The organism is Euzebyella marina (assembly GCF_003687485.1).
Classification (GTDB): domain Bacteria; phylum Bacteroidota; class Bacteroidia; order Flavobacteriales; family Flavobacteriaceae; genus Euzebyella; species Euzebyella marina.
On record NZ_CP032050.1, the window covers coordinates 1,166,655 to 1,192,620 of the forward strand.

Here is a 25,966-nt window from a genome sequence, read left to right on the forward strand (position 1 = left end):
TGGTTTTTAATTGATGAAATATGAGAAAAGTAATTGCCGCTATCAATATGACCCTTGATGGGTTTTGTGACCATACTTCGGCCATTGCCGATGAACAACTTCACCAACATTTTGCCGATGTTTTGGCCAATGCAGATATCGTTCTTTATGGAAGGGTTACCTATCAATTAATGGAATACTGGCCTACTGTAGTTAAAAACCCGACGGGGGATGTTGCTACCGATGAATTTGCCAAAAGAATCGATAGTATAAAAAAGATAGTGTTTTCAAGAACTTTAAAGAAATTAGATTGGCATTCTGCCGAATTGGCCCAAAACAGCCCCGAGGAAGAAATTGCAAAATTGAAACAACTTTCCGGGAAGAATATTTTGATAGGTAGCCCAAGCTTGATTGTTTTATTGACACAATTAAAGCTTATCGATGAATATCAACTATGCGTACATCCGATAATAGCTGGTGCGGGATTGCCTTTGTTCAAAAATATTAGCGATAGGGTCGATCTAAAGTTGATAAAGACAACAGCTTTTAAGAGTGGTACAGTAACTTCCTATTATGAACCGCAATGGTAAACATAACTCAAGATTTCTTAACACACGAGCGGCGGCCGAAATTTTCAGGTTTCATTTAACTATTATCGCTATAATCTTTGTATTCTCTTCGTTTATAAGTCTAAATGCCCAAGAACTGGAAGCATACCGCTGGAATAATCGCATACTTATTGTAAAAGCTGAGGACGCCCAATCTACCGAATACATCAAGCAAATAGATGAGTTAACCAACGCCGATGAAAACATGGAAGATAGAAAACTCATCCTTTATCAGATTGAAGGAACCGATTTTAAGTTTACCGACTTTAAGAAACCTAAGAAAAAAGAAGTCGGTGTGGTAACCGAAGGCTTTTCTGAGAAATACCTTCATACTAAGAACACATTCGAGGTCATACTTATAGGTCTCGATGGAGGTGTTAAGTTAAGGCAAGATGAGTTTCTTGATAAAGAAAGCCTTTTCAGGCTCATTGATTCGATGCCCATGCGAATGAACGAAATGAAAAAAGGGAAATTAGAATAGGGTAGGTTGCCTACCAACCACCGGAAGCACCGCCTCCGCCAAAACCTCCGCCTCCGAAGCCACCGCCGAAACCACCACCAAAACCTCCTCCTGAGCCGCCTCCAAAGCCTCCGGAACCACTACTGCGTCCCATATTGCTTAGAATAATCATATCCCAAATATCAAGTCCGCCAGAGCGTCGGCCACCATTTCTTCCTCCGCCACGTTTATTTCTATTGGCAAGAATGATGATGATAATAACAAAGATGATAAATGGTAGGAAAGAGCTAAATGGAAATCCACCACCATCATTGAAAGTACGTTCTTCTTTGAATTCTCCGGTCAATACCTGAAATATGGCATCCGCCCCTTGGTCAAGGCCGCCGTAGAAATCTGAATTTTTAAACTGGGGAACGATAATATTTTCGATGATGCGTCGAGACATGGCATCGGTGAGGCTGCCCTCGACCCCATAGCCCGTGTTGATGACAATACGTCTATCGTCTTTGGCGAGAAGCACCAGAACACCGTTATCTTTTCCAGACTGCCCAATACCCCATTTTTGGCCCCATTGCGCCCCTAGGTAATTAATGTTTTCACCTTCGGTGCTGCTGATAATAGCAACAACAATCTGTGTTGAGGTACTGTCGGAGTAGCGAATTAACTTTTGCTCCAAGGCCTTTTCTTGCCCTTGAGGGAGAAGGTCTATATAATCATAGACACTCGTTTCTTTGGCTGGCTTTTCAGGAATTTCGAACTGCGCCTGAACCCAAGCAAAGCAAAAGAGAAAAATTAAAAATACGCTACCCTTTTGAAATCTCATTGCTTAGTTCGTTTGTATCGTCTTGTTGCCAAGGAAAATGTGTTTTTAATTCTTCGCCGGCTTTCAGAATGCCATCGATAAGGCCTTGCTTGAAATCACCTTTTTTAAAGTGTTTTTGAATAATGTCTTTTGTAGAGTTCCAGAAATCTTTGGGTACTACTTGGTCGATACCTTTATCACCGCAGATAGCGAATTTACGGTCGTTCACAGCTACATAGATCAGCACGCCATTGTTTTCTTTGGTATTGTCCATTTTAAGAACATGAAACAATTCCTTGGCCCGCTCCATAGTATCCATGCGCGTATGTGGCTCTAAATGTACCCTGATTTCGCCCGATGTATTTTTTTCTGCCTTTAGAATAGCATCGACGACCTCTTGTTCTTCGGCTGCAGAAAGAAAATCTTCAACTCTTGACATTGCTTTTAGTTGAACTCAAAATTCACATCCGGAGCATTTTCTGAGCCGGCGTCCGCTTTATAGCGAGCCATTTCCTCAAAACCGAAAAGACCTGCCAATAATTTTCCAGGAAATTTGGTGGTATGGATGTCGTAGTCGTTTACCTTTTCGTTAAAGCGGTCACGGGCTACATTAATACGATTTTCTGTTCCTTCTAACTGCGATTGTAGTTCTAAGAAATTTTGGTTGGCCTTAAGTTCCGGATACCTTTCTACAACGACCATAAGTTTGCTTAGGGCACTGGTAAGTCCGCTTTGGGCATCTTGAAAAGCCTGAATATTATCAGCTGTCAAGTTGTTGGCGTCAATATTGGTAGAAGTGGCCTTGGCTCTTGCTTCAATAACATCCTTTAAAGTTCCTCTTTCAAAATCGGCTGCGCCTTGTACGGTTTTTACCAGATTGCCTATTAGGTCGTTTCTTCTCTGATAAGCACTTTCTACATTAGACCAGGCAGTCTTGGCATCGGCCTCTAACTCAACTGCTTTATTGTTAAAACCAACTGCCCAATTATAAAGTACAAAGGCCAATAGACCCAATACAATAAGTACAATCAATCCTTTTTTCATGATTACTGTGTTTTAGTTATATAGTTAATAGTGTACGTGATGAATTTGTGTTCTTCACCGATATGACGCAAGTAGTAGTGATAAGTTACAATTGCTCTTTGATTTTTATGAGCTCAGATTTAATACGCTCTAATTTATCGATGATTTCGTAGTTGTCGAGAGTTTTCTGGCGGTTTTCTTTCAGATGTGTTTTGGCACCGTCAAGCGTAAAGCCCCGTTCTTTCACCAAATGGTAGATAAGCTTTAGGTTATCGATGTCTTGAGGAGTGAATTTACGATTGCCCTTGGCGTTTTTCTTGGGCTTTAAGGCGTCGAATTCTTTCTCCCAAAAACGAATAAGTGAAGTGTTTACGCCAAAAGCCTTGGCTACTTCACCAATGCCATAATATCTTTTTTCAGGTAGCTCTATCTGCATTAATCGAGAGATTGATTTTCTTGTGCGGCGTATTTGAGCATGTTCTCAAACTCTTTGGCCGTTAAACTTCCGTAATAGAAATTGATGGGGTTGATTCGCTCTTCCTCTTTCCATACCTCATAGTGTAGGTGTGGTGCTTCCGAGCGACCGGTATTACCAACAAAACCGATGAGGTCTCCACGCTTCACTTTTTGACCCCTATCTACATTGTATTTACTTAAATGACCATAAAGGGTTTTGTAGCCGTAGCCATGGTCAATACGAATATGCTTACCGTATCCCGAAGAACCATTGTCGGCCCTTATAACTTTACCATCACCAGTTGCATAAACCGGAGTGCCCTTAGGTGCTGAAAAATCCATTCCACGATGCATTTTTCGAGCCTTCGTAAAAGGATCCGAACGCCACCCATAACCGGAAGCCATACGTTTCAGGTCTTCGTTTTTTACGGGTTGAATGGCTGGTATGGCCATGAGCAACTTTTCTTTTTCTTCGGCCAGTTTAGTGATTTCATCTAAAGACTTAGACTGTATGGCCATTTGCTTTTTTATGATATCGAGCCTCTTGGTAGTCGCCTTGATCATTTCTGAGTTGTTAAAGCCTTCTAACGATTTGTAGCGATTGACCCCGCCGAAACCGGCCCTGCGCTGCTCTTCGGGTATTGGGTTGGCCTCAAAATACAGACGATAGATATTGTTATCTCTGTCTTCAATATTGGCCAAAACCTCTTCTATCTGACCCATTTTACGGTTCAGAAGGTCGAATTGAAGCTCATAGTTTTTTACTTCACGCTGAAGTGAAAGCTCGCGAGGTGTATTGATGAGATTGGTGTTCATCAAAAGCACCAGTGATAAAAGTCCGAATAGAAAGGAGCCTAGAATAAATAAAGCGATATTACGGTAGCGCCGTGATTTTTTGGGCTCTATTTTCCGGTACGACAGTGTATCGGGATCGTAATAGTACTTTACCTTAGACATGAATGTATTTTATCCTATTTTTGTGGCGTTTTGACGTAACAAACAAATATAAAAATTGTTTTGTTTATAACGTTAAAATTAAAAAAACCTTATAATTTTCTATGACTTCCAAAGAGACCCGTAAGCAATTTCTTGATTTTTTCGCCGACAAACAGCATAAAATAGTACCATCGGCGCCTATGGTAATCAAAGATGACCCTACACTTTTGTTTACCAATGCGGGTATGAACCAATTTAAAGAATTCTTTTTGGGAAATACCGTCGCTAAAAACTCTCGAGTGGTAGACACTCAAAAATGTCTGCGAGTGAGTGGTAAGCATAATGATTTGGAAGAAGTAGGCAAAGATACCTATCACCATACCATGTTCGAAATGTTGGGCAATTGGAGCTTTGGTGATTATTTTAAGCCTGAGGCCATTCAATGGTCGTGGCAGCTCTTGACAGAGGTCTTTAAAATTGATAAAAATAGCCTTTACGTTTCTGTTTTCGAGGGGAGTAAAGAGGATGGTCTTGATTTGGATCAAGAAGCATATGATTTGTGGAAAGCCATTGTGCCAGAAGACCGGATCATTATGGGTAATAAGAAGGATAACTTTTGGGAAATGGGCGACCAAGGCCCCTGTGGCCCATGTTCTGAAATACACGTAGATATCAGGTCTGCCGACGAGAAAGCAAAGGTTTCTGGAGCTTCACTGGTCAATGCTGACCATCCGCAAGTAGTGGAAATCTGGAACTTGGTATTCATGCAGTACAATCGAAAGGCCGATGGCCAATTGGAAGCGCTACCTGCAAAGCATGTAGATACCGGTATGGGGTTCGAGCGTCTTTGTATGGTTTTACAAGGAGTGCAATCCAATTACGATACCGATGTGTTCAAGCCAATTATTCGCGAGATAGAAACCATTACCCATCAAAAGTACGGCAAAAGCGAAAAGACAGATATTGCCATTCGTGTAATTGCCGACCATATTCGGGCGGTCTCATTTTCAATAGCAGACGGACAATTGCCGAGCAATACAGGTGCTGGGTACGTTATTCGTAGAATTTTGAGAAGGGCCATTCGGTACGGCTTTACATTTTTAGATACCAAAGGTCCGTTTATGTTCCGGTTGGTAAATGTACTTACCGATACCATGGGCGATGCTTTTCCTGAATTAAAAGAGCAGAAGCAATTAATAGAAAACGTAATTAAAGAAGAAGAGCATTCTTTCTTGAATACTTTAGAGCAGGGGTTGGTGCTTCTTGACCAAGTAATTGCTGGCACAAAAGGTAATGAAGTTGATGGGCGAAAAGCGTTTGAACTGTATGATACGTATGGTTTCCCCATAGATTTGACTGCCTTGATTCTTTCCGAGAAAGGATACTCTTTAGATGAGGCTGGTTTCGATAAAGCAATGCAAGAACAAAAGAGCCGATCAAAATCTGCTTCTGAAATATCAAAAGAAGACTGGGTAATGCTTGCAAATGATGTGGAACAGGAGTTTGTCGGTTATGACCGATTAGAGGCCGATGTACGTGTGGTCAAATACCGTAAGGTGACTTCAAAAAAGCAGGGTGAGCAGTATCAATTGGTATTTAACCTGACCCCATTTTATGCTGAAGGAGGAGGGCAAGTAGGGGACAAGGGTTATTTAGAAGAACCGAATGGCGACGTGGTATACATTATCGATACCAAAAAAGAGAATAATGAGATAGTTCATTTCAGTAAGACTTTGCCCAAACATGTCAACGAATCTTTGAAGGCGGTAGTCGACAAAAAGCAACGTCAACGAACTGAAGCCAACCATACGGCTACGCATTTATTGCATCAGGCACTGCGAGAAATTCTTGGTACGCATGTAGAGCAAAAGGGCTCTGCGGTGCATTCAAAATACTTACGATTTGATTTTTCTCATTTTTCAAAATTGACCAGCGATGAGTTACGTGCAGTAGAAAATTTTGTAAACGCCCGTATCGATGGTCAGTTGCCTTTTGAAGAGCGCCGAAATGTACCCATGAAAGAAGCAATTGAAGAAGGTGCAATGGCACTTTTTGGTGAAAAATATGGTGATACCGTCCGTACGGTAAGATTTGGCCAATCGATGGAACTATGTGGGGGTACCCACGTAAAGAATACGGCGGATATCTGGCATTTTAAAATCAGGTCGGAGGGTGCCGTGGCTGCAGGTATTCGTAGAATTGAAGCCATCACTTCTGATGCAGTTAAAGACTTCTATGCAGAAAACCACCAAGTACTTTCTGAGATAAAAGAGTTACTGAACAACGCTCAAGATCCGGTCAAGACGGTCTCTTATTTACAAGAAGAAAATTCGCAGTTAAAAAAGGAAGTAGAGCAACTGCTCAAGGAAAAGGCCAAGAATTTAAAAGGCGATTTGCAAAGTGAGCTTACCGAGATTAATGGAGTTCGGTTTCTCGCCAAGAAAGTTGATTTAGATGCTGCAGGTATCAAAGACCTATCTTTTGAGATGGGAAGCAATGAAGACAACCTCTTTTTGCTCTTCGGAACGGAACAAAAAGGTAAAGCCTTATTATCTTGCTATATATCGAAAAAGTTGGTTGCCGAAAAATCGTTGAATGCAGGTAACATTGTACGCGAGTTGGGCAAATTCATTCAAGGTGGTGGAGGCGGTCAGCCCTTTTTCGCAACCGCTGGCGGTAAAAACCCGGCTGGTATAGAAGAGGCACTTAGCAAAGCTAAAGAGTATATTTCCTAAAGAAATGAAAGCGATGATGAAAAAACTAATAGTACTTTTCTTGGTTTTTTCTTCATGCGCCGATAAGAACCCTGAAAATGTCTTGCCAAAAAGAGACAGTCAATTGGCGAGAGTGGATATTACCGCTGCTGACAAAATTAAAATTGATAGTCTCTGGAAACGAGCTAACCGCGTATGGCTCTATTCATTAGAAAGGCAACTGATTTTAGATTCCATTCTTGAAATTAAACCCGATTCAGCTTATTTCTGGCAACAAAAAGCAATGCCATTATATAAGGCTAGAAAGTACTCTCTCGGCAAACCGTTTTTAGCGAAGGCTGTAGAGTATGACTCCGCAAGGTATCTTCCCTATAGTGCTTTTATGAAATGTTTATTTTCCAAGGAGTACCAAGAATCAATCGAGGAATTTATGAAGGTAAAAGAAAAGTATGGCGATAGCTACGTAATGGACCATACCTACAACTTTTATCTTGGTTTAGACTACTTGCAATTGAACGAGTTTGAAAAGGCAAAGGAGTTTCTAGAGAAAAGTAAGGAACAACAATTTAAAGATTTTCCTGATGACCCACCGCATGAAGCCTGCCATTATATGGACTGGTTTTATTTGGGAATAGTTCTTATGGAGCTTCATGATTATGGCAAAGCAATTGAATGTTTTGACAACTCACTCAAGGTTTATGAGGACTTTGCAGATGCAATGTTTTACAAAGCATCGTGTTATTACGCCCTTGGTGATTTGCAACTGGCCAAAGAATTGGTAGAGAAGGCCAAAACTGAATCGGATAATACCATCAATGAGGATCAAGTGGTTTATGAAATATATCCTTATCAAGTATTTCATAGATTAAGCCCTTACTCAAAATTGCACTTAGAAAAATAAATGGAGCTTCAAACACAAATTCCGCTTAAAAAGGAGGTTTCGACAATTGATTACAAAAGTCAAATCTTACTTTTAGGCTCTTGCTTTTCAGAGAACATAGGTAAAAAAATCGGTTATTATAAATTCTCAAATCTAATCAATCCCTTTGGGATACTTTTCCATCCTCTTGCCATAGAAAATCTGGTGCAAAGGTCTGTTGAGAAACGCCCATATAACCAAAAGGAAATTTTTCATCATAACGGACTTTGGCATAGTTACGATGCCCATTCAGATTTGAGTGATCTTGATCCTGATGAATTACTGAAACGACTCAACAAGTCATTAGATGTAACTTCAGATTTTTTGAAGACCGCCACCCACGTAATCATTACATTAGGTACTTCTTGGGTTTACAAAGAAAGAAATTCTGAAAATATTGTGGCGAATTGCCATAAAGTGCCTCAAAAGCAATTTATTAAAGAATTACTTTCGATAGGTGAAATTGAGGAAAGTCTACTTAATACGATTAACAAGGTTAAATCCGCCAATAAAAATATGAATATCATTTTTACCATTTCACCTGTTAGACACCTCAAAGATGGGTTTGTGGAAAATCAAAGGAGCAAGGCCCATTTGATATCGGCAGTGCATTCAATGGTCGATAGGGGCCATTCTTATTTTCCTTCGTATGAATTGCAGATGGATGAGCTTAGAGACTATCGGTTTTATAAAGAAGATATGGTTCACCCAAATAAGCTAGCCATAGATTATATCTGGAACAAGTTCAAAATGGTATGGATATCAGAAGGAGCTTATCAAGTGATGGATGAAATTGAAACAGTTCAAAAAGGTCTGGCACACAAACCATTTCAGCCAAAATCGGAAGCACATCAACAGTTTTTAAAAAATCTTCAGACCAAGATTAAAGAGTTGCAAGACTCGCATCCTCATATAAAGTTTGGGGGGTAAGAAACTGAGATTCCTACTACTTCATAAATCAATTTGGTACATATATTGTTTCTTTAGAAATGAGATGTATTGTAATTTCATGATATGAAAAAATTGATTTTAGGAGTTATTATCACTTTGGTTGTCGTTTTGCTCGTTCGTTCTTGCTATGACAATGGAGAAGAGAAATCGATTCTTCAAGAAAACTCGATGCTTATTCAGCAACAGATAGAGAATGTGTCTAAGTTGATTGTCACCGAAGGTCATTTTGCAGAAGTATATAATTACAAAGATTCTAAAATGCTCTTCGGGCCTTTGATTTCAGCGCAAAAGAAGGCTCTTGTCGTAGTAAATGCCGATGTAACCGTAGCGTATGACTTAAGTCAGATTACTTTCGAAATTGATCAAGAACAAAAAGTCTTGCATATAAAGAGTATACCCGAGCCAGAGATAAAGGTCAACCCTGATTTTGAGTATTATGATGTTACCTCTGATTACTTGAATATGTTCGATGCTTCCGATTATAACAAAATCAAAAAGAACGTTACAGCATCATTGATGAAAAAAGTTGAGGCCTCATCTTTACGCAAAAATGCCCAAAACAGATTGCTCAGCGAACTGCAGAAGTTTTATATACTCACAAATTCTATGGGCTGGACATTGGCCTATGAAGATGAGGTTGTAGACCAGAACTTTACCGATTTAATTCTGAAGGATTGACCTCCTTATTGAATAAAAGCTTTTGCCCAAGTAATATATTGCTCCCAATCATAATCGGTGACATCATGCTTGCCGGTACGCACATGATAGGCCACGGTATGCTGTAAAGGTTGGTTGACTTCTGGTATCTGTTCGGTGGCGATACCTTCCTTTTCGTAAAGTTCATAAACCATAGAGGCATAATGCGCCGATAAAAATTCACCTTTCGGATCCGCCCAACGGTCATCAAAAGCACTGGCAACATATAAAGGCCTAGGCGCAATTAAGGCCAATAATTGGTGTTGGTCGACCGGTAAGGTTTTTTCGTTATCATTATACTTCAAAAAACTATCGGCAAACCAATGCGGAAAGGCGGTGTTGATTTTACCCACTGTTTCGCCAAATTTTCTTTTGCTGAGTGCCGCACCTCCACACCCTGAATTATTACTGATAACCCCCGCAAATCGCTTGTCGGTGGCACCTGCCCAAAGAGCCGCTTTGCCTAGGCGTGAATGACCAAAGACCACTACATTGGAGATATTACCATCGTTTTCAAGATAGTCCATAGCCTTGCTTAGGCCAAACGCCCAACCTGCAATACTACCCCATTCATTGGTCTTGGGCTTGGTTTGGTCTTCCGTATAAAAGAGTTCGTGAACACCATCCGAAAAATCGTTTTTATCGGGGTCAACCTCTCCATAATAAATCGTGGCCAGACCAAAACCGTTATCCAACATTTTTTCAATGGCCCATCGGTGTTGGCGCACCCCTCTTGACCCTTCGGTCGCTTTGTTGTCTTTTATACCGAAAGATTCATTATTAGGTACCCATGCCTTCGTTAAAGGTACTTTTGGGTCAGAAGTAACGGTATGGTTACCATAAAAATTGTATCCTAGAAATACGGGGGCTGTTGGGTTTCCTTTCGGTAGGTATATGAGCATATTGTAGGTAATGCTCTTTTTATTCTTTTTAAGGCTTATGGCCACCTGTTTTCTGCGAGCCTTGCCACCGTAGGCATCGTTGCTTTCTTCAATTAGCTTAAAACTGTATTCATCTAAACGCCCGGGCACCTTTCCATATACTTGTCTTTCGAAGAATTGAAATATTTCGAATCTTCTATCAGCTTCCCATTGAACATGGTCTGAAATATTATTTCCGCTAAAAGTTACCAATGCATCTGGCAAGGTAAATTTAGGAACCTTGGTTTCATCATAATTAGCTTCAGATTGGGCAAAACTCATTGCGGAAAAAAGTAAGATGGTAGCAATAATGCGAATATTCATAATTTAATAAGGGTAAGGTTGGTACAGGTAATTGGCATCTATATTTTTTGGGTCTTAAATTTTTTGTCGACCAATTCAAGGCCATCATCTATTAGATGACCTAATTTAGGTCTGTTTTGTTTTACACTTTCTAAATGGTGGGCTATATCTTTTGCGAAATCGGTGTCACCATTGGTTTTGGCCAGCTCGTATAATTCTACCGAAAGTAGCCAGTCTTCGGGATAATTTTCTTTGATAACATCAAAAACCTTATGTCTTGAAATGGTCCGATTTTTTCCTTCGCGAAAGTGCCTGACTTCTTCGTAAAATTTTTCAAGTTGCGTTTGCTCAGGGCTTTCGGTCTTTTTTGCCGGGGTAGCCGACAACGTGTGACTGGTTAGGTCGAAACTATTCAAATCGGCAATACCATGATATGCCGCAACTACTTTTTGACCTACCGCCATACTGTAAAGCTCATCATTCGATTGAAAGAGAACCTTGTCTTGATGTTTAACAACACAATTTTTAAAGGTAACTAGAATGATTTCACCTTGTAAGTTTCGGGTTCCTGTAATGATTTCCCCAGATATTTTAATATGGCCTTCAAATTCTAAAGTTACATTCTGACCCTCATATATATTGTAGGCTTTTAAATCTCGAGGCCCCATATCTTCAATGGCGATGTTTATGCCTTTTAATTTTCCTAAAGGAGAACCAAAACCATTGTAATGACGATGGGTGCTATGGCCAACAAGTTCCTTTTCACGAAAGGCTAGGGCGGTTTTTCCCTCTGTCTGCACATAAACCGGTTTCCCGTTGTGCTCAATGACAGATTGAAAATTGCCCGATATTTGAAGACCGGTACTTAACTCGATAGTGCCTAGTTCTTTTGAGGCGATAAGCTTCTTAATACCGCTTAAGCCTCCAGTTCGTAAAGCCATCGTATTGGCAAAATCTTCAAGAACCTGGCTTAGGAAAGCAAAATCAGGAGTTACGAAGAGTTGAGGTTGGGGTTGGGTAATGTCAAACGATGTGTAGGCCGCTTCAATCGAATAAGGTACTTTTTTTACATTTTCGGTCATACACCATGCGCTCTCTCCTATAGAGGATAGAAGCCCTGCCCCATAAATTTTTGGGTCATCGATGGTGCCTATGAGTCCGTATTCAACCGTCCACCAATGCAGGTTGCGTATGAGGGCCATTTCACTGGGCTCACCCATGTTTTGTTGTAAATCTTCTATTCGTTTTTCAGCTAGGGCAATTTCTTCTTCGGGAGTTCCTTTGGCTTCCTTGATTATAGAAAGGTGTCTTACCGCTTCATAAAGCTCGAAGTCTTTACCGCTTGAAATGGCCTTGCAACCTATTTCGCCAAACCTTCTGAGGTATTCTGAATATTCTGGGTTAGCTATAATGGGGGCGTGGCCTGCTCCCTCATGAATGATGTCGGGAGCGGGGGTATATTCGATATGTTCCAATTGGCGAATGTCGGAAGCGATGACCAGCACATTATAGGCCTGAAATTCCATGAACGCAGCCGGAGGAATAAAACCATCCACGGCAACTGCGGCCCACCCAATTTCTTTCAAAATGCGGTTCATGCCGTACATATTTGGAATATTCTCAATGGAAATACCTGTTTTCTTCAATCCTTGGAGATAACTATCATGAGCCACTTTGCTCAAATAGTCAACATTCTTTCTCATGACATAGCGCCACACGGCTTGGTCAATGGCCGAATAATGCTCATAGTCTTGGGGTTTAATGTATTGCCTAAGATGTTGAGGTAGTTTGTCAAGAACAGGATTGCTTTCGTACGACATGGCAAAACGACTTTCTACAAAGTTACAAAATGAAGAATTAGTGCTTTAAAAAATGATATTTACTGATATACAATTGCAAAAAAATGCCCTCGAATTTCGAGGGCATTTCAATTGAATAAAACTCCAAAATATTATCTAGCTGCAACAGTATTAGGTGGGTATTGCATCAATATTTCAGCTACAAACTCTCTGATTCGAGCTTCTTTCTTCTCGATATTGGCAATGTTGCCCAAGTTTCCTACACCTTTGCCTTGCCAGACCAATTCTTTAGTGTTGGAATCTATAAGGTCGATGTATAAGGATCCTTCGGTACGGGTGCTTACGTTGTTGCCTCCCCAGCCAGGGCCCCAACCGGCACCCCAATAGTAAGGGCTCCAGCCCCATCCAAAGGCGCCTCCCCAGTAATTGTTATAAATGTCTACTTGTTCTTTTTCTTTGGTGAAAATGCTCACCAGAATATCCGGATTTTGAGATTTTACAAAACCGCGTTTTGACATTTCGTTTTCGATGGCGCGCAAAATTCTTTTTTTATCCAAATCAGAAATTTGGGCCTTATCGATGCCTGTTTTATAAAAAGCATAGGATTTATAAGTGTTGAAATCGGCCTCTCTATCGTAGTCTGATAAAACCTGTACCGAAGAACAGGAGCTGAAGAACAAAACGACCAACAAAGGAACCGCTAAAAATTTAATCTTTTTCATATCATTAAATATTTGGAGTTATGAGTATAATTCTAGCATAAAATTCACAAAAATCATGCCGAAGAGTTACTTCTAATTTCTGTAACCCTTCTTTTTTTCAAAGTCGTAAGGGCAATGCCTGCAACCACTTTCGCAACAATAACCACGTCGAAGAAGATACTTTTCGGTAAAAACTCGATAACCTTCTTCTGATAGGTAAAAGTCACCATCTTCTAAGGGAATAATTTTTTTCATTTCTCTTAAGCTATAAAATCATTTTTCAATAGCGCCGTCAAAAATAGCTGTTATAAGATATTTAAGAAGATACATAATTTTATACGTACACATCAAATTTAAAATGAAAAGTGGGCCTTTCATCTGTATTTAAGTTGCTTTTAACGGAGATGTGCAATGCCATGCGTTACATTTGTGTTATCGAAAAGAGCAATGCGGTTACAATTAACTTGTTAAGTCTCCGTTTTAACATTCGATTATGATCTTAGTCTTTAAACATTTTTTCTATAAGAATTATGTAGGTCTTTCACTTTGGCCTTTCATTTTTCTTAAGCATAATGGCTTAAGGGAAGACTTAGTTCTCATCAACCACGAGCGCATTCATTTACGACAGCAGCAAGAATTACTCATAGTATTTTTCTACCTTTTTTATATTACTGAATGGCTTTTTAGAACTATTGCCTATCTTGATAGCTACAAGGCTTACCAGAATATAAGCTTTGAGCGTGAAGCTTATGAGAACGAGAAAAACTTGAACTATATTTCAGAGAGAAAAGCGTTCAGTTTTATTAAATATCTTTGGGTGTCGCAAATACACCCTGAGTGAAAGCTCGAAACCAAGAAATAAAACTTCCATTTTTAGAACAAAAAGAGATTTCCTTATTTATTAAAAGGGAAGATGAACTGCATCCTCGAATCTCGGGCAATAAGTACAGAAAATTAAAGTACAATCTTATTGAAGCCCAAAAATCAGGGTATTCGAATTTACTCACCTTTGGTGGTGCCTTTTCCAACCACATTGCAGCTACAGCCTATGCAGGAAAGCAGCACGGCCTTCAAACTATTGGGGTAATAAGGGGGGAAGAACTTCTGGCCAAATGGCATTTAAATCCGACCCTTGCATTCGCTCACGAGAACGGAATGCACTTCAAATTCATATCTAGAGCAAGTTATAGAAGCAAGGAGAATCTGGAATTGCTCAAGGTTCTTAAAGGTGAATTCGGGGCTTTCTACCACCTTCCTGAAGGAGGCACTAACGCCCTTGCCATAAAAGGGTGCGAAGAAATATTGAGCGAAAATGATAAAGATTTCGATTATGTGTCTGTTGCCGTTGGTACGGGCGGAACAATAAGTGGCATTATTAATGCTTCTATTCAAAAGCAGACGGTTCTTGGGTTTCCTGCATTGAAGGGTGATTTTTTGAAAGAAGATATTTGTAAATTTGCCGAGAAAGAAAATTGGCAACTGATTCTAGATTACCATTTTGGGGGCTATGCCAAGGTGAATACCCATTTGATTGAATTCATTAATGACTTCAAAAAAAATACAGGTATTCCTTTAGACCCTATCTATACCGGAAAGATGATGTACGGACTTTTGGATATGGTAAAAAAAGGGAAATTCAAAAAGGGAACAAAAATTTTGGCCATACATACCGGTGGTCTACAAGGCATTTTAGGTATGAACGAGAACTTGAAAAAGAAAAACCTTCCATTGATATGCGTGTAACACGTAGATTGCTTTTACTGGCCTTATTGGGCATTATTTTTATTGGATGTAAAACAAAGCGAACGGTATCTGGCAACAGCGATAGAGGTCGTTATAAAAGTCCGCCAAAAGTTGCCGAGGTTAAGAAAGAGGAGAAGAAAAAAGATGATGGACTTTACGTTATGCCAGAGGATACAGGTAAATTCATTCTCTTTCAAATAGATTCGCCGGAAGAATACATCAAAACATTTTCTGAGATAGCCCAAATGGAAATGAAAGCCTATGGTATACCCGCCAGTATTACCCTTGCCCAAGGTTTGCTGGAAAGCGGCTTCGGAAAAGGTGAACTCGCCAAGAAAACCAATAACCATTTCGGAATCAAGTGCCATACTGGTTGGCAGGGCGATTACGATTTTCATGATGATGATGAAAAAGGGGAATGCTTTCGAAAATATAACCATCCCATGTATTCTTATCGAGACCACAGTATTTTTCTGAAAAACCGTTCCCGCTATGCATTTCTCTTCGATTATCCTATCGACGATTATAAAAGATGGGCCAAAGGTCTGCGACAAGCCGGTTACGCGACCGATAAGAGATATCCTCAAAAATTAATCGCCCTTATAGAGCGTCATCAACTGCATAGATATGACGTAGATGTAGTGGGTGAGGGGTATGGTAAACAGCGTGCCGATGCGGTTATCGCAAAAGCAGAAACTGATTTTCATGTCGTACAACCTGGCGATACACTTTACTCACTTTCAAAGCGATATGCCGTAACTGTCGATGAGCTTATGCGTTGGAACTACATGTACGATACCAATTTGTCGGTAGGTCAAAAGCTTACGGTAAAAACTGATAATTACAATAAATAGTAAATCTTTTTCTGTAAAGGTTTTATCAATTTCTATTCAAAAAACAATTCATGATTTATAAAAGAAGTAGTGCCCTTTTTGCAGAGGCCCAACAATACATACCAGGCGGAGTGAATTCTCCCGTGAGAGCATTTAAAGCTGTTGGTGGAGACCCGATTTTTGTAAAGGAAGCAAAAGGAGCCTATCTCTACGATGAAGATGGCAATAAATTAATCGATTATATCGCTTCATGGGGGCCGCTAATTCTGGGGCATGCCTATGAACCTGTGATCAAGGCCGTAATTGATAAGGCAAAAAAGGGTACCTCATTCGGTATGCCCACCGAAATTGAGACCGATTTGGCCAAGTTGGCCGTCTCCATGGTGCCGAATATCGACAAAATAAGGTTTGTTAATAGTGGTACCGAGGCGTGTATGAGTGCCGTGCGATTGGCGAGAGGTTATACCGGTAAGGATAAAATAATCAAGTTTGCCGGTTGTTACCACGGCCATTCCGATTCTTTTTTGATTCAAGCAGGTAGTGGCGCGGTTACTTTTGGTAGCCCGAATAGCCCTGGGGTCACCCAAGGTACCGCAAAAGACACACTATTGGCAAAGTATAATGATTTAGCTGATGTTCAAGGTTTGGTAAATGCGAACAAAGGTGAGATAGCCGCTATCATTATTGAACCGGTTGCCGGTAATATGGGTTGTATCATTCCGACCAAAGAATTTATGACTGGCCTAAAAAAGCTGTGTGCCGATCAGGGAATACTTTTAATTTTCGATGAAGTAATGACCGGTTTTAGGTTGGGAAAAGGAGGAGCTCAAGAAGCATTGGCTATAGATGCCGATATTCTTTGTTTTGGAAAGGTCATTGGTGGAGGATTACCGGTGGGGGCATTCGCTGCAAGAGCCGAAATAATGTCGCATTTGGCCCCCGAAGGCCTTGTCTATCAAGCTGGTACATTAAGTGGAAACCCATTGGCCATGGCAGCAGGATTGGCCATGTTGACCGAACTTAACGACCGACCGGAAGTTTTTGAAAGTCTTGCAAATAAAACGGAATATTTGCACAAAGGGTTTGATACGGTTTTGCAAGAAAAGGGAATCCCCTATCAAATTAACCGTTTTGGAAGTATGATTTCCGTGCATTTTACTGAGGAACCAGTGATAGATTTTGAGTCTTCGGCAAAAGGCAATAACAATTCATTTAAAAAGTACTTTCACGGTATGCTTCAGCAGGGCATTTACTTGCCGCCAAGTGCTTTTGAAAGTTATTTCTTGAACGATGCCTTAAGCTATGAAGATTTGGATAAGACCATAGAGGCGGCTTCAAAAGTTGAGCTGAATTAGGGTGCGATTTTTAAATAATCCATAACTGCTTCATTGCCTTGAAGGGCATTTGCCGGCATTGGGTTTTCATCGGTAAAGACTTTTAATTTTTCTATAGGAAGTATGGTGACAAAATCTTCTTGATAACCATCATCATAAGGCACGTTGCCCATACTCAAACCTAGATGGTGCCCGAAAAAGTTGTAAGCGGCCGCTCGTTTAGAATAGCCATAATCATGCTTTTCTAATGGAAGATGCACATTTTCAGCTTTGTGCTCTGCATCGTACAGAGCATATACTTTCTGAATATAGGGGAACTCGACACGAGGAGTATTGCGGGTCCAGTCCGCTCCATCTGAAACAACCAATAGGGGGCGGGGCGCGCACAATGCGGCTATTTCTACATTGCTGGTTTGGAGTTCTTTGGTTTTATGAATGGGCATGCCACTTTCACAGACGCAGCCGCCAAAGAAATGTGCCGATACCTGAACAACTGGAGCCGAAACCTTAATGCGTTCATCAATGGCGGTAAGAACAAATGTTTGGGTTCCCCCGCCAGACCCTCCTGTCATTCCAATACGCTCTGGGTCGATATCAAGTCTAGAAAGCAAATAATCCAATACCCTTTTACTGTTATAGGTTTGTAAAAGTAGGGCAATCGGCATTTTATGCTCTACTTGGTGGCTTTCTCCATAACCAACCATATCATAAGCAAAAACAATGGCTCCCATCCGGGCAAGAACCGCTGCTCTTTTTTGTATATAGTGTGTAAATCTCTTATCGGCCAAGTGGCCATGCGGAGAAAGAATACCGGCATATTTGTTTTTTTCGATAACAGGGCGATAGAGATTGCCCGTTATATAAAACCCTGGAAAGCTTTCAATGGCCACGTTTTCAACCGTGTAACCGTCCATCTCTTTTTTGTCGCGTATAATAACATTTAAGTTACTTTCGGTCTGTGGCATTTTGGCCCACTGCAAACCTTCCAATATGCCCTCTTTTATTTTAGAAGCCCTAGACTCCCATGTGTTAAGGTCGTTCCATTCCTTGGCGAAATCTTTCAGCATTAGGTTGCCCTCGTCCTCGGTCCAGTAACGCCCCACGCAAAGCATGTTTTCTTGTGCGTTAAGAGAGGCAAAAAAGCTAAATAAGAACAAAAAAGTAATTTGAATTGAGCGCATAACTTGTTTTTAGTCAATTAAGGTATTGCTAACGAAGGCGATATGTTTTCCGTCGGGTGACCAACTAGGAACGTTTATGGTGCCTTGCCCGCCGTATAAATAGGCTACCACCTTAATGGGGCCGCCGTTAATCGGCATTGTTCTCAAATAAACCTGTTTGTAAAATGGATGGTCAGCAGCCGGTACTTCCGGTAAGTACGATATGAATACCATAGATTTCCCGTCTGGGGATATATGCGGAAACCAGTTTTGAAGAGAGTCGTTGGTCAATTGCTCCTGTTCGGTTCCATCAGGACGCATCCGCCAAATTTCCATAGAACCTGTACGTGCAGAATTGAAGTAAATGTATTTTCCATCGGGTGTATATTCCGATCCATCGTCCAAGGTAGGTTGGTCGGTAAGCTTGATTTCCTTTCCTTTTCCATCAGAAGCTATTTTATAAATGTCGTAGACCCCATTTCTACCTCCGGTATAGGTTAACCATTTTCCATCGGGAGACCAGCCATGCAAATAACTAGGGCCTGTAGGGGTAATTCTTTTAGGCACACCCCCAGCAACGGGTACGGTATAAACGAGCGATCCATATTCTTCTTCACCACTGGCGCTACTTATGCCCAGCATTTTACCGCCAAAGGAAAGTACGTGATCGTTGTTATTGTTTTTTACGAAATCGGTAGGCAATTGAGATACTTTATTGGAGTTCAAATCATAATTAAAAAGGAGCCCCTCGCTATTGAAGATAAGAGTTTCTCCATCTGGGGTCCAATTTGGGGCTTGAATCGAATTATCAACGGTGTACAGTATTTTTCGATTACCCGTATCTATAGACATACGCTCTAAATGGCTGCCTAAATATTCCTGATAGGGTACCAGTTCTGCAGGGGCTGGCAATACAATACGGGTGTTTTTGAACTCGGCCTTTTCTTTAACATCGGCATTATGGGCGCACACAAAAAGTCCGGTCAATAGTTCTTCGGGAAATTCAAAATGAGGTACTTCTACAGACCAAAATAAATCACCGTATTTGGCAACGCTCAAAAAGAAGCTGCCGCCCCTTCTTTCTAGTTGAATTACATCGGGCGCTTTTATCGGAGCTATTACTTCCTCTATTTGCTCACCTTTTTTCTTTCGATATTGAATAGAGGTCAAACCATCGCCATGAACGGTTGCGCAAACCATGGGAGCATCGGTAGCGCTGTCCGTCCTTACCATCCACCCCAACTTTCTATGGGCATCAACACCTTCGCCGATGAACTTGGCATGAGTTCTCAGGATAAAGTTGCCCGTTGTTTTCTTGTGCGCAAAATGGAACTCGTCTTTATCGAACCAAATGTTGGCCCCAGAACCCGTAAGTTGGTAAGTCTGTGTTTCTGGGTCGTAAGTGGTAGTACCTTGATGTTTTACGTCTCCGATATCGGATTGTAGATTAAAAATACCCAAATCATTTTGGGCATGGGTGTTTGCTATAAAAGCCAAGAGAAGAACGAAAACAATAGTAGTACTTTTCATTTTGGTCAAGTTGGATTAATTAGAAGATTGTAAATTGAAAAACGAAACAACTAAAGATACTAAATGCCTATTAAGTTTCTACTTGCTAGGAAGTTATTAGTGCGGCTTTCAATTTATTTCTTTTCCAAGTATTCTCTTTATTCCAAAAATTGGTTCACAGGTACCAAATTCAGAAGCGGTGAATCTTTGACCAATTGACTGAGAATTTTACAATGACCTTGACCATAAATGACCAAGACTCTTTCATTCTGATGGGTAGTACTTACAGTTCTTATGTTTTCAAAAATCTTAAGATTCGAAGTGTACCAACCACCTACCACCTCTGCGCCTATCTGTAATGAATCGTTGCCAATTTGACAGAGCAATTGATAGCCTAGATGATTTTGATTTATAGCTTCTGGTGTATTGATGTATGTAATCGCCTTAACTAAACCTGAGCTATTGGCGATACTATCATAGTCAGACGCCAGCCCTTGCGCATTTGCGTAAATGGTATTGACCAATTCTTCTTGTCCGTTAGTTTTTGCAAAGGTGATGGCTTTTTCAAAATCAAAATTTACTTGGCTATAAACCAGGTATAACTTTTCATGACCGAGCTCTTTGGCCAACCTAAAGGCAATTTGGTCTGTTTCTTCATCGCTAAGCTGATATTCTCCTTTGAGGTAAGATTGATAGGCCTCGTTCAGTTCTATATTTGATTTGTACGGTCTTTCGACAGCAATTTTCGTCGGGCGAAATTTTTTAAGTCTTTGTACAAGATCTTTAATTTCTTTTTGGCTTTTCGGGTCTTGAACCGAGGTATATTTCTGGCTAACACTATTGTTTTTTGATACAAAGTGGAGTACACCCATAATGCAGACTTCCGATAACGACTGATTTTTGATGACATCCGATTCTACGGAAGCCTGTCCAGTTATTGCATTCTGAAAAAGCAGAAATGAAATTGAAAATAGCAATAGGTACTTCTTCATGATAACTAAATAGGCAAAGTTGAATTCGTTAAAACCTATCTAAATATACGCAACTTAGGCTACGGGCTGAAGAAGGATTCAGTTTAATAGCTTTCGGTAAGATTTTTTTGAAAATACCTCCTTCTAAGCCAAAAGGCAACCTTGACCAAAAGAATAAGAGCCGGTACCTCTACTAAGGGGCCGATAACCCCGGTAAATGCTTGGCCCGAATTGAGGCCGAAAACAGCGATAGCAACGGCAATCGCTAATTCAAAATTGTTTCCGGCGGCTGTAAAGGCTACTGATGTGGTCTTATCGTAATTAGCGCCAGATGCCTTAGTGACAAAAAAGCCGATGATAAACATTAGAATGAAATAGATGACCAAGGGTATGGCAATGATAACGACATCCATAGGAATTTCAACAATCAGTTCGCCTTTTAAAGAAAACATGATAACTATGGTAAACAGTAATGCATAAAGGGTAATGGGGGAAATTGCGGGAATGAATTTATTTGAATACCAATCTTCTCCTTTTAATCTAATGAAAAAGAACCTAGAAGCAATGCCCAATACAAACGGTATACCCAGATAAATCACCACACTTTCGGCTATAGTGGCAATCGAGATGTCAACAATGGCACCATCAAAACCAAAATAGGGTGGAAGTACAGTAATAAAAATATAGGCATAAAAACTATACGCGAATACTTGAAAAATACTGTTGAGAGCCACTAAGCCAGCACCGTATTCGCTACTACCTTCCGCCAAATCGTTCCATACCAATACCATGGCTATACATCTTGCCAAACCGATAAGGATAAGACCCACCATATATTCAGGGTAATCGGAAAGAAAGGTCAATGCCAGAACGAACATTAGAATACGGCCTACCACCCAATTAAGGATGAGGGATATCGAAAGTATTTTGATGTTTCTAAAGACTTTTGGTAATAGCGTATAATTCACTTTTGCCAAAGGAGGATACATCATTAAGATGAGACCGATAGCAATTGGAATATTGGTCGAACCTTTATTGAAAGCGTTTACAAAATCCGGAAAGTTTGGAAATCCGTGCCCAACTCCTACACCTAGGGCCATAGCAATAAAGATCCATAAGGTGAGGTTCCGATCAAGAAAGCCTAGTTTTTTACTTGCCATTTACTGCTGTATTTGAGAAAGCACATAATACATTTCAGAAGCTATCTGCTCGCTACGTTCTTTGTATTTCTCTGCTTGAAGTGGGGAATTATCAAATGCCTTCGGATCTTCAAAAGTGATGGGTATTCGTTTTTCGGCACCGGCAACAAAAGGGCAACCCTCATCAGCTTGTGAACAGGTCATGACGGCCGCGAAAGAATCTTTCGGATTAAAATCACTGTCCAGTCTTTTAGAAAAACCAATGATTGGGTGTTCGTTGTCGGCATACTTTATGCTGTAAATAGGATTTTCGGTTTTTGAAATCGTTTCAATTTCAAAACCAGCATTGATCAAGGTCTTAATGACCATCGGAAAAACTGCGGTACTTTCAGTTCCTCCGGAATAGCAGATAATATTGTTCAAACCAAAATGATATGCTAAGGTCTGCATCCATATTTGAGAAAGATGGCTTCTTCTTGAATTATGGGTGCATATAAAATTGATGCGAACTGGTTTTTTCTGTTCTACCTGCCCTTGAATATAGTCAATCAAAGGTTGCAGTATCAGTTTTCTGTCTTCTGAAATAGTTAGGTTTTTCAGCGTAGAGACTTGCTCGGAAAGGGTTTTTAGTAACGACATAAATCTAATTTTCGGTTATGGTGTTAGCAACAGCCGCCACCTGGGGTGCAAGAATTACCGGTTTGTAGCTCTGAAAAGTTTAACTTGGGTTTCTTCTCAGGTATTCCACAGTTTTCTTTAGCCAAACAGTCGGTTTGTTTTGATGTTAGTAGAAAATTACTACCATCAAATTCGAGAGCGAATTTTTCTATAGTTCGGCCTTGGTATTCTACTTCGATTTCAAGGTCACCAATGCCCAATTTTTCTTCTGAGAGTTCAATAATATGAGTGAGTTTCTCTGGGTGCAAGCGGTGATTATAATCATCGGCATTCCATAATTGAAAATTTACGACTACCTCATTTCTTACCGTTCCTCCACAATCAATAAAGTGTTTAGTGATTTTGCCCACCTCTGTTACGTGAAAATGACTGGGTACCAATTCTCCGTTAGGCAATAGAAAAGCTATTTGGTCAAGGCTTTTTAAGTGCTTCTTTATTTCTGAGAGCTTCATATTTTATTTGTTTATTGCGATTTTACGATTAAATGATTCAAATTTTTTTAACAGCAGTCTGATTGTAAGGTTATATCTTGATTCAAAAATTGTAACATTGTGTTCTTCATTTCAGACCAGTTTTGTTTGTCGATACAATAGCACACGCTTGTACCTTCAACATTACCCTTGATCAAACCTAAATTTTTAAGTTCTTTCAAATGTTGGGAAATCGTGGGTTGAGCCAAGCCAATTTCTTCTACTAGGTCACCACAAATGCAGGTGTCCAGTTTAAAAAGTTGTTGCAATATGGCAACACGAGCAGGATGCCCAAATACTTTGGCGAATAAGGCTATTTGATTTTGTTCGTCAGTGAATATTTCTGTTTTAGCTAGTCCCATTATTTAATTTGTATATTGCAATATTACGATTAAATGAAATGGAAAGAAAATTATTTTAGAAAATTTATTTTAAAACCTTTGTGCTTTGATTTCACTCTTTGAGAAGTAGCTGTAAAAAATTGAGGTCGAGCCATTTATCAAATTTATACCCGACCTGCTTGAAAATGCCGACTTCTTTAAAACCAAACTTTTTGTGAAAAGCCACGCTGGCTTCATTAGAGGCGTCAACTCCTGCCAGCATTGTATGGTATCCTTCTTGTTTGGCTCTCTTAATCAATTCAGACATTAAAACCTTACCGACCCCTTTGCCTTGAGAATCTTTGTGTACATAAATAGAATGTTCTACGCTAAATTGATAGGCCGCCCAGGGCCTGAAGGTGCCATAAGAGCCAAAACCGATGATACCACTTTCGTCTTCGGCAACTAGTACAGGAAAGTTTGATTTCTTTTTATCCTTGAACCATTCTAATTGTTGATTCAAAGTTCTAGGTTCATAATGGTAAAGTGCCGTAGTATTCAAAATCTCAAAATTTATAATTTCAAGAATTGACCGTATATCTTTCTCTTGGGCATCTCTTATCTGCATGTAATCAATTTAAAATGGCTTATTTTCTGAAGACTCACATAACCTAGGCTCAAGGTAAATTATATTTTTCAAAGTCTATCTGAAGTTTTTCAAAAGAAAAACCGACTGCCAAAAGTTGGCAGCCGGTTTTTGTATTAATGGCCTGGTTCCCAAATTAATCTAAGAAAAGAACTAAAACGTTCATTTTCGCGGCTTACCGGTACGCCAACAACAATACCGACCATTAGGTGGTCGGCAATGCCCACGCGCATTTGTGGTCTCATGGTCATATCAAAATCTTTCTCGTCAAAGCTTTTGTTAAATTCGATACCAATAAAATTTCTAGTTCCACTGATCATGTAATGCACATTGGTGTTCACTTCAAAGGTAGTGTGTACGATACCTGAACTAAGGGAGTGCTCTAATTTCGGGCCGGTATAGACCAATGAATGAAAATTGGAGCCCCAACGTTTAGCCATAACCAAGAACGGATTATAAACATTGGCGTTTATTAATGGATTTCCAAAATTTTCAAAATCGGAGAGTTCAAATTCATTGATGTAGCCTATGGCCATTGATAGGGCTTTTGCTTCGTTGACAAGAAAAGTCCATTGGGCTGCCACCTTTAGACTGTTCAATCTGTTGGCAGGTACTTCTAATCGTTCGGTTCCGTTCAATCTCGAATAAAAAGTGAAGGGTAACTCAACCTCTAGACCAAGTCGGTCAATAGGTGCCCATTCATATTCTACAAGAGCCTCATAAGAATCAAATTTAAGGTTGTCGGTAAGGCCGAGACCAATATTCCATTCTTTCTCTCCCTTCCTTGCCCCTAAATCCCTTATTAAATCGATGTAAAGAGGTTCGGCATGCAACACCTTCGCAGGTGGATTTTTTGCCGATTCAATTTCATTTATATATAAGCTGTCTTTCGTAGAATTTTCAATTTGGGCATGTATAGTATAGCTCAATGGCAGCAATAAAGTCGCCATCAATATTAGTTTAATATTCATGTTTAATCTTTTAAGTAAAAAATAGTATGTTGGCCCATTCGGTACGAACAGGCGTTTAATAGGGCCTAGAAAAGATTAAACTTCGGGCGGAGGGGATTCTACTTTGAAAAAATCTTGCGGAAAAAGTTTTTTAGTCGATTTGAGAATGATTTTATGCCTAAGTGAAATATGAAGCAAGGTCTTGGAGGTAGATTGAACGAAAAACTTGACCTTCAGCTGCGCATTCGACTCTGAATTATGGTCGTCACTGTCGTTATCATCATATTCTTCAAAGGCATTCTCGAAACCCAATAATTGTTCGACTACAATCTCGACAATACTTTCTTGGTCATTGATGGAAAGGTTTTCAGGAATATGATTTGGATGCGGGTCTGCCGCATCAATACTAATGTTAAGAAGGTATAGGCCCATGATGGCCCACAAGAACTTAACTAAACCATTATTTCTTAACCTTGAGAGCATCAACAATATTCAAGTTCGACGGTAAGAGTATTATTTGCTAGCTTTTTTAAAACGCATCATGGCGATGTCGCCTTGGATCAATTCTAATTTACCTTCTTCTGTAAAACGGTATGAATCAATCTGCTTTATAGTATTTAAGAAGACTTTTTCCCCTTCGCCACAGTACATCATGGTTGTTGGGCCAGGCGCTCCAAATTTCAAAGATTTACCATCTATGCTGAAATCTGCTGAATAGCCATTGCAACTGTTGGTTCCACTTGCTTTTCCTTCTTCCTTATCGAAAGTTATTTGCGGTTTCTTATCAGGATAAAGCCCTTCAAATGCAATTCTAGGTCCTGTTATATATTCCAATTCCCAGGCCGAAGCGTACAACTGTTCAGACGCTATTTGCTTTTGCGGCCCGCAGGAACTTACCATAATCATAGAACAAGCAATCAATAATCGATATAGTGATTTCATATAT

The 25,966-nt window shown here is 40.1% G+C and carries 30 protein-coding genes; 10 read left to right on the forward strand and 20 right to left on the reverse strand.

The window, feature by feature from the left end:
- Positions 1–20: 20 nt before the first annotated feature.
- Both D1013_RS04655 and D1013_RS04660 read left to right on the forward strand, forming a co-directional pair.
- Positions 21–569 (forward strand): dihydrofolate reductase family protein, encoded by a 549-nt coding sequence (locus tag D1013_RS04655; RefSeq protein ID WP_121847771.1) that lies wholly within the window; start codon positions 21–23, stop codon positions 567–569.
- On the forward strand, positions 553–1,068 hold the full coding sequence (locus D1013_RS04660; protein ID WP_121847772.1) for a DUF4174 domain-containing protein: 516 nt from the start codon (positions 553–555) through the stop codon (positions 1,066–1,068). The genes D1013_RS04655 and D1013_RS04660 overlap by 17 nt, the downstream gene beginning before the upstream one ends.
- A gap of 10 nt (positions 1,069–1,078) precedes the next feature.
- On the opposite strand, the gene D1013_RS04665 is transcribed toward D1013_RS04660, so the two are convergent.
- The 5 genes from D1013_RS04665 to D1013_RS04685 form a co-directional block, all read right to left on the reverse strand.
- Positions 1,079–1,870 (reverse strand): TPM domain-containing protein, encoded by a 792-nt coding sequence (locus tag D1013_RS04665; protein ID WP_121847773.1) that lies wholly within the window; start codon positions 1,868–1,870, stop codon positions 1,079–1,081.
- Positions 1,851–2,288, reverse strand: a complete 438-nt coding sequence (locus tag D1013_RS04670; RefSeq protein ID WP_121847774.1) for a TPM domain-containing protein — start codon at positions 2,286–2,288, stop codon at positions 1,851–1,853. The genes D1013_RS04665 and D1013_RS04670 overlap by 20 nt, the downstream gene beginning before the upstream one ends.
- A gap of 5 nt (positions 2,289–2,293) precedes the next feature.
- On the reverse strand, positions 2,294–2,893 hold the full coding sequence (locus D1013_RS04675) for a LemA family protein (protein WP_121847775.1): 600 nt from the start codon (positions 2,891–2,893) through the stop codon (positions 2,294–2,296).
- A gap of 85 nt (positions 2,894–2,978) precedes the next feature.
- On the reverse strand, positions 2,979–3,308 hold the full coding sequence (locus tag D1013_RS04680; protein WP_121847776.1) for a MerR family transcriptional regulator: 330 nt from the start codon (positions 3,306–3,308) through the stop codon (positions 2,979–2,981).
- The gene (locus tag D1013_RS04685; RefSeq protein WP_121847777.1) at positions 3,308–4,285 is read right to left on the reverse strand and encodes a M23 family metallopeptidase; all 978 of its coding nucleotides are present in this window, start codon (positions 4,283–4,285) and stop codon (positions 3,308–3,310) included. Before D1013_RS04685 ends, D1013_RS04680 begins: the two co-directional genes overlap by 1 nt.
- A 101-nt stretch (positions 4,286–4,386) precedes the next feature.
- Here D1013_RS04685 and alaS point away from each other — a divergent pair, with 101 nt between their 5' ends.
- The 4 genes from alaS to D1013_RS04705 all read left to right on the forward strand — a co-directional run bounded on the left by alaS (position 4,387) and on the right by D1013_RS04705 (position 9,526).
- The gene (alaS, locus tag D1013_RS04690) at positions 4,387–6,999 is read left to right on the forward strand and encodes an alanine--tRNA ligase (protein ID WP_121847778.1); all 2,613 of its coding nucleotides are present in this window, start codon (positions 4,387–4,389) and stop codon (positions 6,997–6,999) included.
- A gap of 13 nt (positions 7,000–7,012) precedes the next feature.
- Entirely contained in the window at positions 7,013–7,879 is an 867-nt protein-coding gene (locus tag D1013_RS04695) for a tetratricopeptide repeat protein (RefSeq protein ID WP_162987811.1), read from the forward strand.
- On the forward strand, positions 7,880–8,827 hold the full coding sequence (locus tag D1013_RS04700) for a GSCFA domain-containing protein (RefSeq protein ID WP_121847780.1): 948 nt from the start codon (positions 7,880–7,882) through the stop codon (positions 8,825–8,827).
- A gap of 84 nt (positions 8,828–8,911) precedes the next feature.
- The gene (locus D1013_RS04705) at positions 8,912–9,526 is read left to right on the forward strand and encodes a DUF4230 domain-containing protein (protein WP_121847781.1); all 615 of its coding nucleotides are present in this window, start codon (positions 8,912–8,914) and stop codon (positions 9,524–9,526) included.
- A gap of 5 nt (positions 9,527–9,531) precedes the next feature.
- On the opposite strand, the gene D1013_RS04710 is transcribed toward D1013_RS04705, so the two are convergent.
- The 4 genes from D1013_RS04710 to D1013_RS20270 all read right to left on the reverse strand — a co-directional run bounded on the left by D1013_RS04710 (position 9,532) and on the right by D1013_RS20270 (position 13,522).
- A complete protein-coding gene (locus D1013_RS04710; protein WP_225621352.1) occupies positions 9,532–10,788 on the reverse strand; it encodes a glucuronyl esterase domain-containing protein in 1,257 nt (418 codons plus the stop codon).
- A gap of 38 nt (positions 10,789–10,826) precedes the next feature.
- Positions 10,827–12,587: an aromatic amino acid hydroxylase gene (locus tag D1013_RS04715; RefSeq protein ID WP_121847782.1), complete on the reverse strand. Its 1,761-nt coding sequence runs from the start codon at positions 12,585–12,587 to the stop codon at positions 10,827–10,829.
- Between the two features lie 131 nt (positions 12,588–12,718).
- Positions 12,719–13,288, reverse strand: a complete 570-nt coding sequence (locus D1013_RS04720) for a DUF4136 domain-containing protein (protein ID WP_121847783.1) — start codon at positions 13,286–13,288, stop codon at positions 12,719–12,721.
- A gap of 72 nt (positions 13,289–13,360) precedes the next feature.
- Positions 13,361–13,522 carry a C1orf53 family protein gene (locus tag D1013_RS20270; RefSeq protein WP_162987812.1) on the reverse strand — a complete coding sequence of 54 codons (162 nt, stop codon included), beginning with the start codon at positions 13,520–13,522 and terminating at the stop codon, positions 13,361–13,363.
- 238 nt (positions 13,523–13,760) lie between these two features.
- Between D1013_RS20270 and D1013_RS04725 the strand changes: the two genes are divergently transcribed.
- Genes D1013_RS04725 through hemL form a run of 4 tightly spaced genes read left to right on the forward strand, consistent with a single transcriptional unit; the run spans position 13,761 to position 17,198 of the window.
- The gene (locus D1013_RS04725) at positions 13,761–14,108 is read left to right on the forward strand and encodes a hypothetical protein (RefSeq protein WP_121847784.1); all 348 of its coding nucleotides are present in this window, start codon (positions 13,761–13,763) and stop codon (positions 14,106–14,108) included.
- On the forward strand, positions 14,105–15,010 hold the full coding sequence (locus tag D1013_RS04730; protein WP_121847785.1) for a 1-aminocyclopropane-1-carboxylate deaminase/D-cysteine desulfhydrase: 906 nt from the start codon (positions 14,105–14,107) through the stop codon (positions 15,008–15,010). The genes D1013_RS04725 and D1013_RS04730 overlap by 4 nt, the downstream gene beginning before the upstream one ends.
- Entirely contained in the window at positions 15,001–15,864 is an 864-nt protein-coding gene (locus tag D1013_RS04735) for a glucosaminidase domain-containing protein (RefSeq protein ID WP_121847786.1), read from the forward strand. Before D1013_RS04730 ends, D1013_RS04735 begins: the two co-directional genes overlap by 10 nt.
- A 50-nt stretch (positions 15,865–15,914) precedes the next feature.
- Positions 15,915–17,198: a glutamate-1-semialdehyde 2,1-aminomutase gene (hemL, locus tag D1013_RS04740; protein WP_121847787.1), complete on the forward strand. Its 1,284-nt coding sequence runs from the start codon at positions 15,915–15,917 to the stop codon at positions 17,196–17,198.
- Here hemL and D1013_RS04745 read toward each other — a convergent pair.
- The 11 genes from D1013_RS04745 to D1013_RS04795 all read right to left on the reverse strand — a co-directional run bounded on the left by D1013_RS04745 (position 17,195) and on the right by D1013_RS04795 (position 25,962).
- Positions 17,195–18,358 carry an alpha/beta hydrolase gene (locus tag D1013_RS04745; RefSeq protein ID WP_121847788.1) on the reverse strand — a complete coding sequence of 388 codons (1,164 nt, stop codon included), beginning with the start codon at positions 18,356–18,358 and terminating at the stop codon, positions 17,195–17,197. The two genes, hemL and D1013_RS04745, sit on opposite strands and share 4 nt — an antisense overlap.
- 9 nt (positions 18,359–18,367) lie before the next feature.
- On the reverse strand, positions 18,368–19,867 hold the full coding sequence (locus D1013_RS04750; RefSeq protein ID WP_121847789.1) for a TolB family protein: 1,500 nt from the start codon (positions 19,865–19,867) through the stop codon (positions 18,368–18,370).
- Positions 19,868–20,004: 137 nt separating this feature from the next.
- On the reverse strand, positions 20,005–20,838 hold the full coding sequence (locus D1013_RS04755; protein WP_121847790.1) for a DUF5694 domain-containing protein: 834 nt from the start codon (positions 20,836–20,838) through the stop codon (positions 20,005–20,007).
- An 83-nt stretch (positions 20,839–20,921) separates the two neighbouring features.
- Positions 20,922–21,977, reverse strand: coding sequence for an ACR3 family arsenite efflux transporter (gene arsB / locus D1013_RS04760; RefSeq protein WP_121847791.1), 1,056 nt, complete (start codon positions 21,975–21,977; stop codon positions 20,922–20,924).
- The gene (locus D1013_RS04765) at positions 21,978–22,595 is read right to left on the reverse strand and encodes an arsenate-mycothiol transferase ArsC (RefSeq protein ID WP_121847792.1); all 618 of its coding nucleotides are present in this window, start codon (positions 22,593–22,595) and stop codon (positions 21,978–21,980) included.
- A 23-nt stretch (positions 22,596–22,618) separates the two neighbouring features.
- Entirely contained in the window at positions 22,619–23,086 is a 468-nt protein-coding gene (locus D1013_RS04770) for a DUF6428 family protein (RefSeq protein ID WP_121847793.1), read from the reverse strand.
- Positions 23,087–23,133: 47 nt separating this feature from the next.
- Positions 23,134–23,466, reverse strand: a complete 333-nt coding sequence (locus D1013_RS04775; protein ID WP_121847794.1) for an ArsR/SmtB family transcription factor — start codon at positions 23,464–23,466, stop codon at positions 23,134–23,136.
- A 91-nt stretch (positions 23,467–23,557) separates the two neighbouring features.
- Positions 23,558–24,052, reverse strand: a complete 495-nt coding sequence (locus D1013_RS04780) for a GNAT family N-acetyltransferase (protein ID WP_192466522.1) — start codon at positions 24,050–24,052, stop codon at positions 23,558–23,560.
- Positions 24,053–24,186: 134 nt separating this feature from the next.
- The gene (locus D1013_RS04785) at positions 24,187–25,041 is read right to left on the reverse strand and encodes an HAEPLYID family protein (protein WP_121847796.1); all 855 of its coding nucleotides are present in this window, start codon (positions 25,039–25,041) and stop codon (positions 24,187–24,189) included.
- 75 nt (positions 25,042–25,116) lie between these two features.
- Positions 25,117–25,503, reverse strand: coding sequence for a hypothetical protein (locus D1013_RS20455; RefSeq protein WP_192466521.1), 387 nt, complete (start codon positions 25,501–25,503; stop codon positions 25,117–25,119).
- 30 nt (positions 25,504–25,533) lie between these two features.
- On the reverse strand, positions 25,534–25,962 hold the full coding sequence (locus tag D1013_RS04795; RefSeq protein ID WP_121847797.1) for an META domain-containing protein: 429 nt from the start codon (positions 25,960–25,962) through the stop codon (positions 25,534–25,536).
- Positions 25,963–25,966 lie beyond the last annotated feature (4 nt).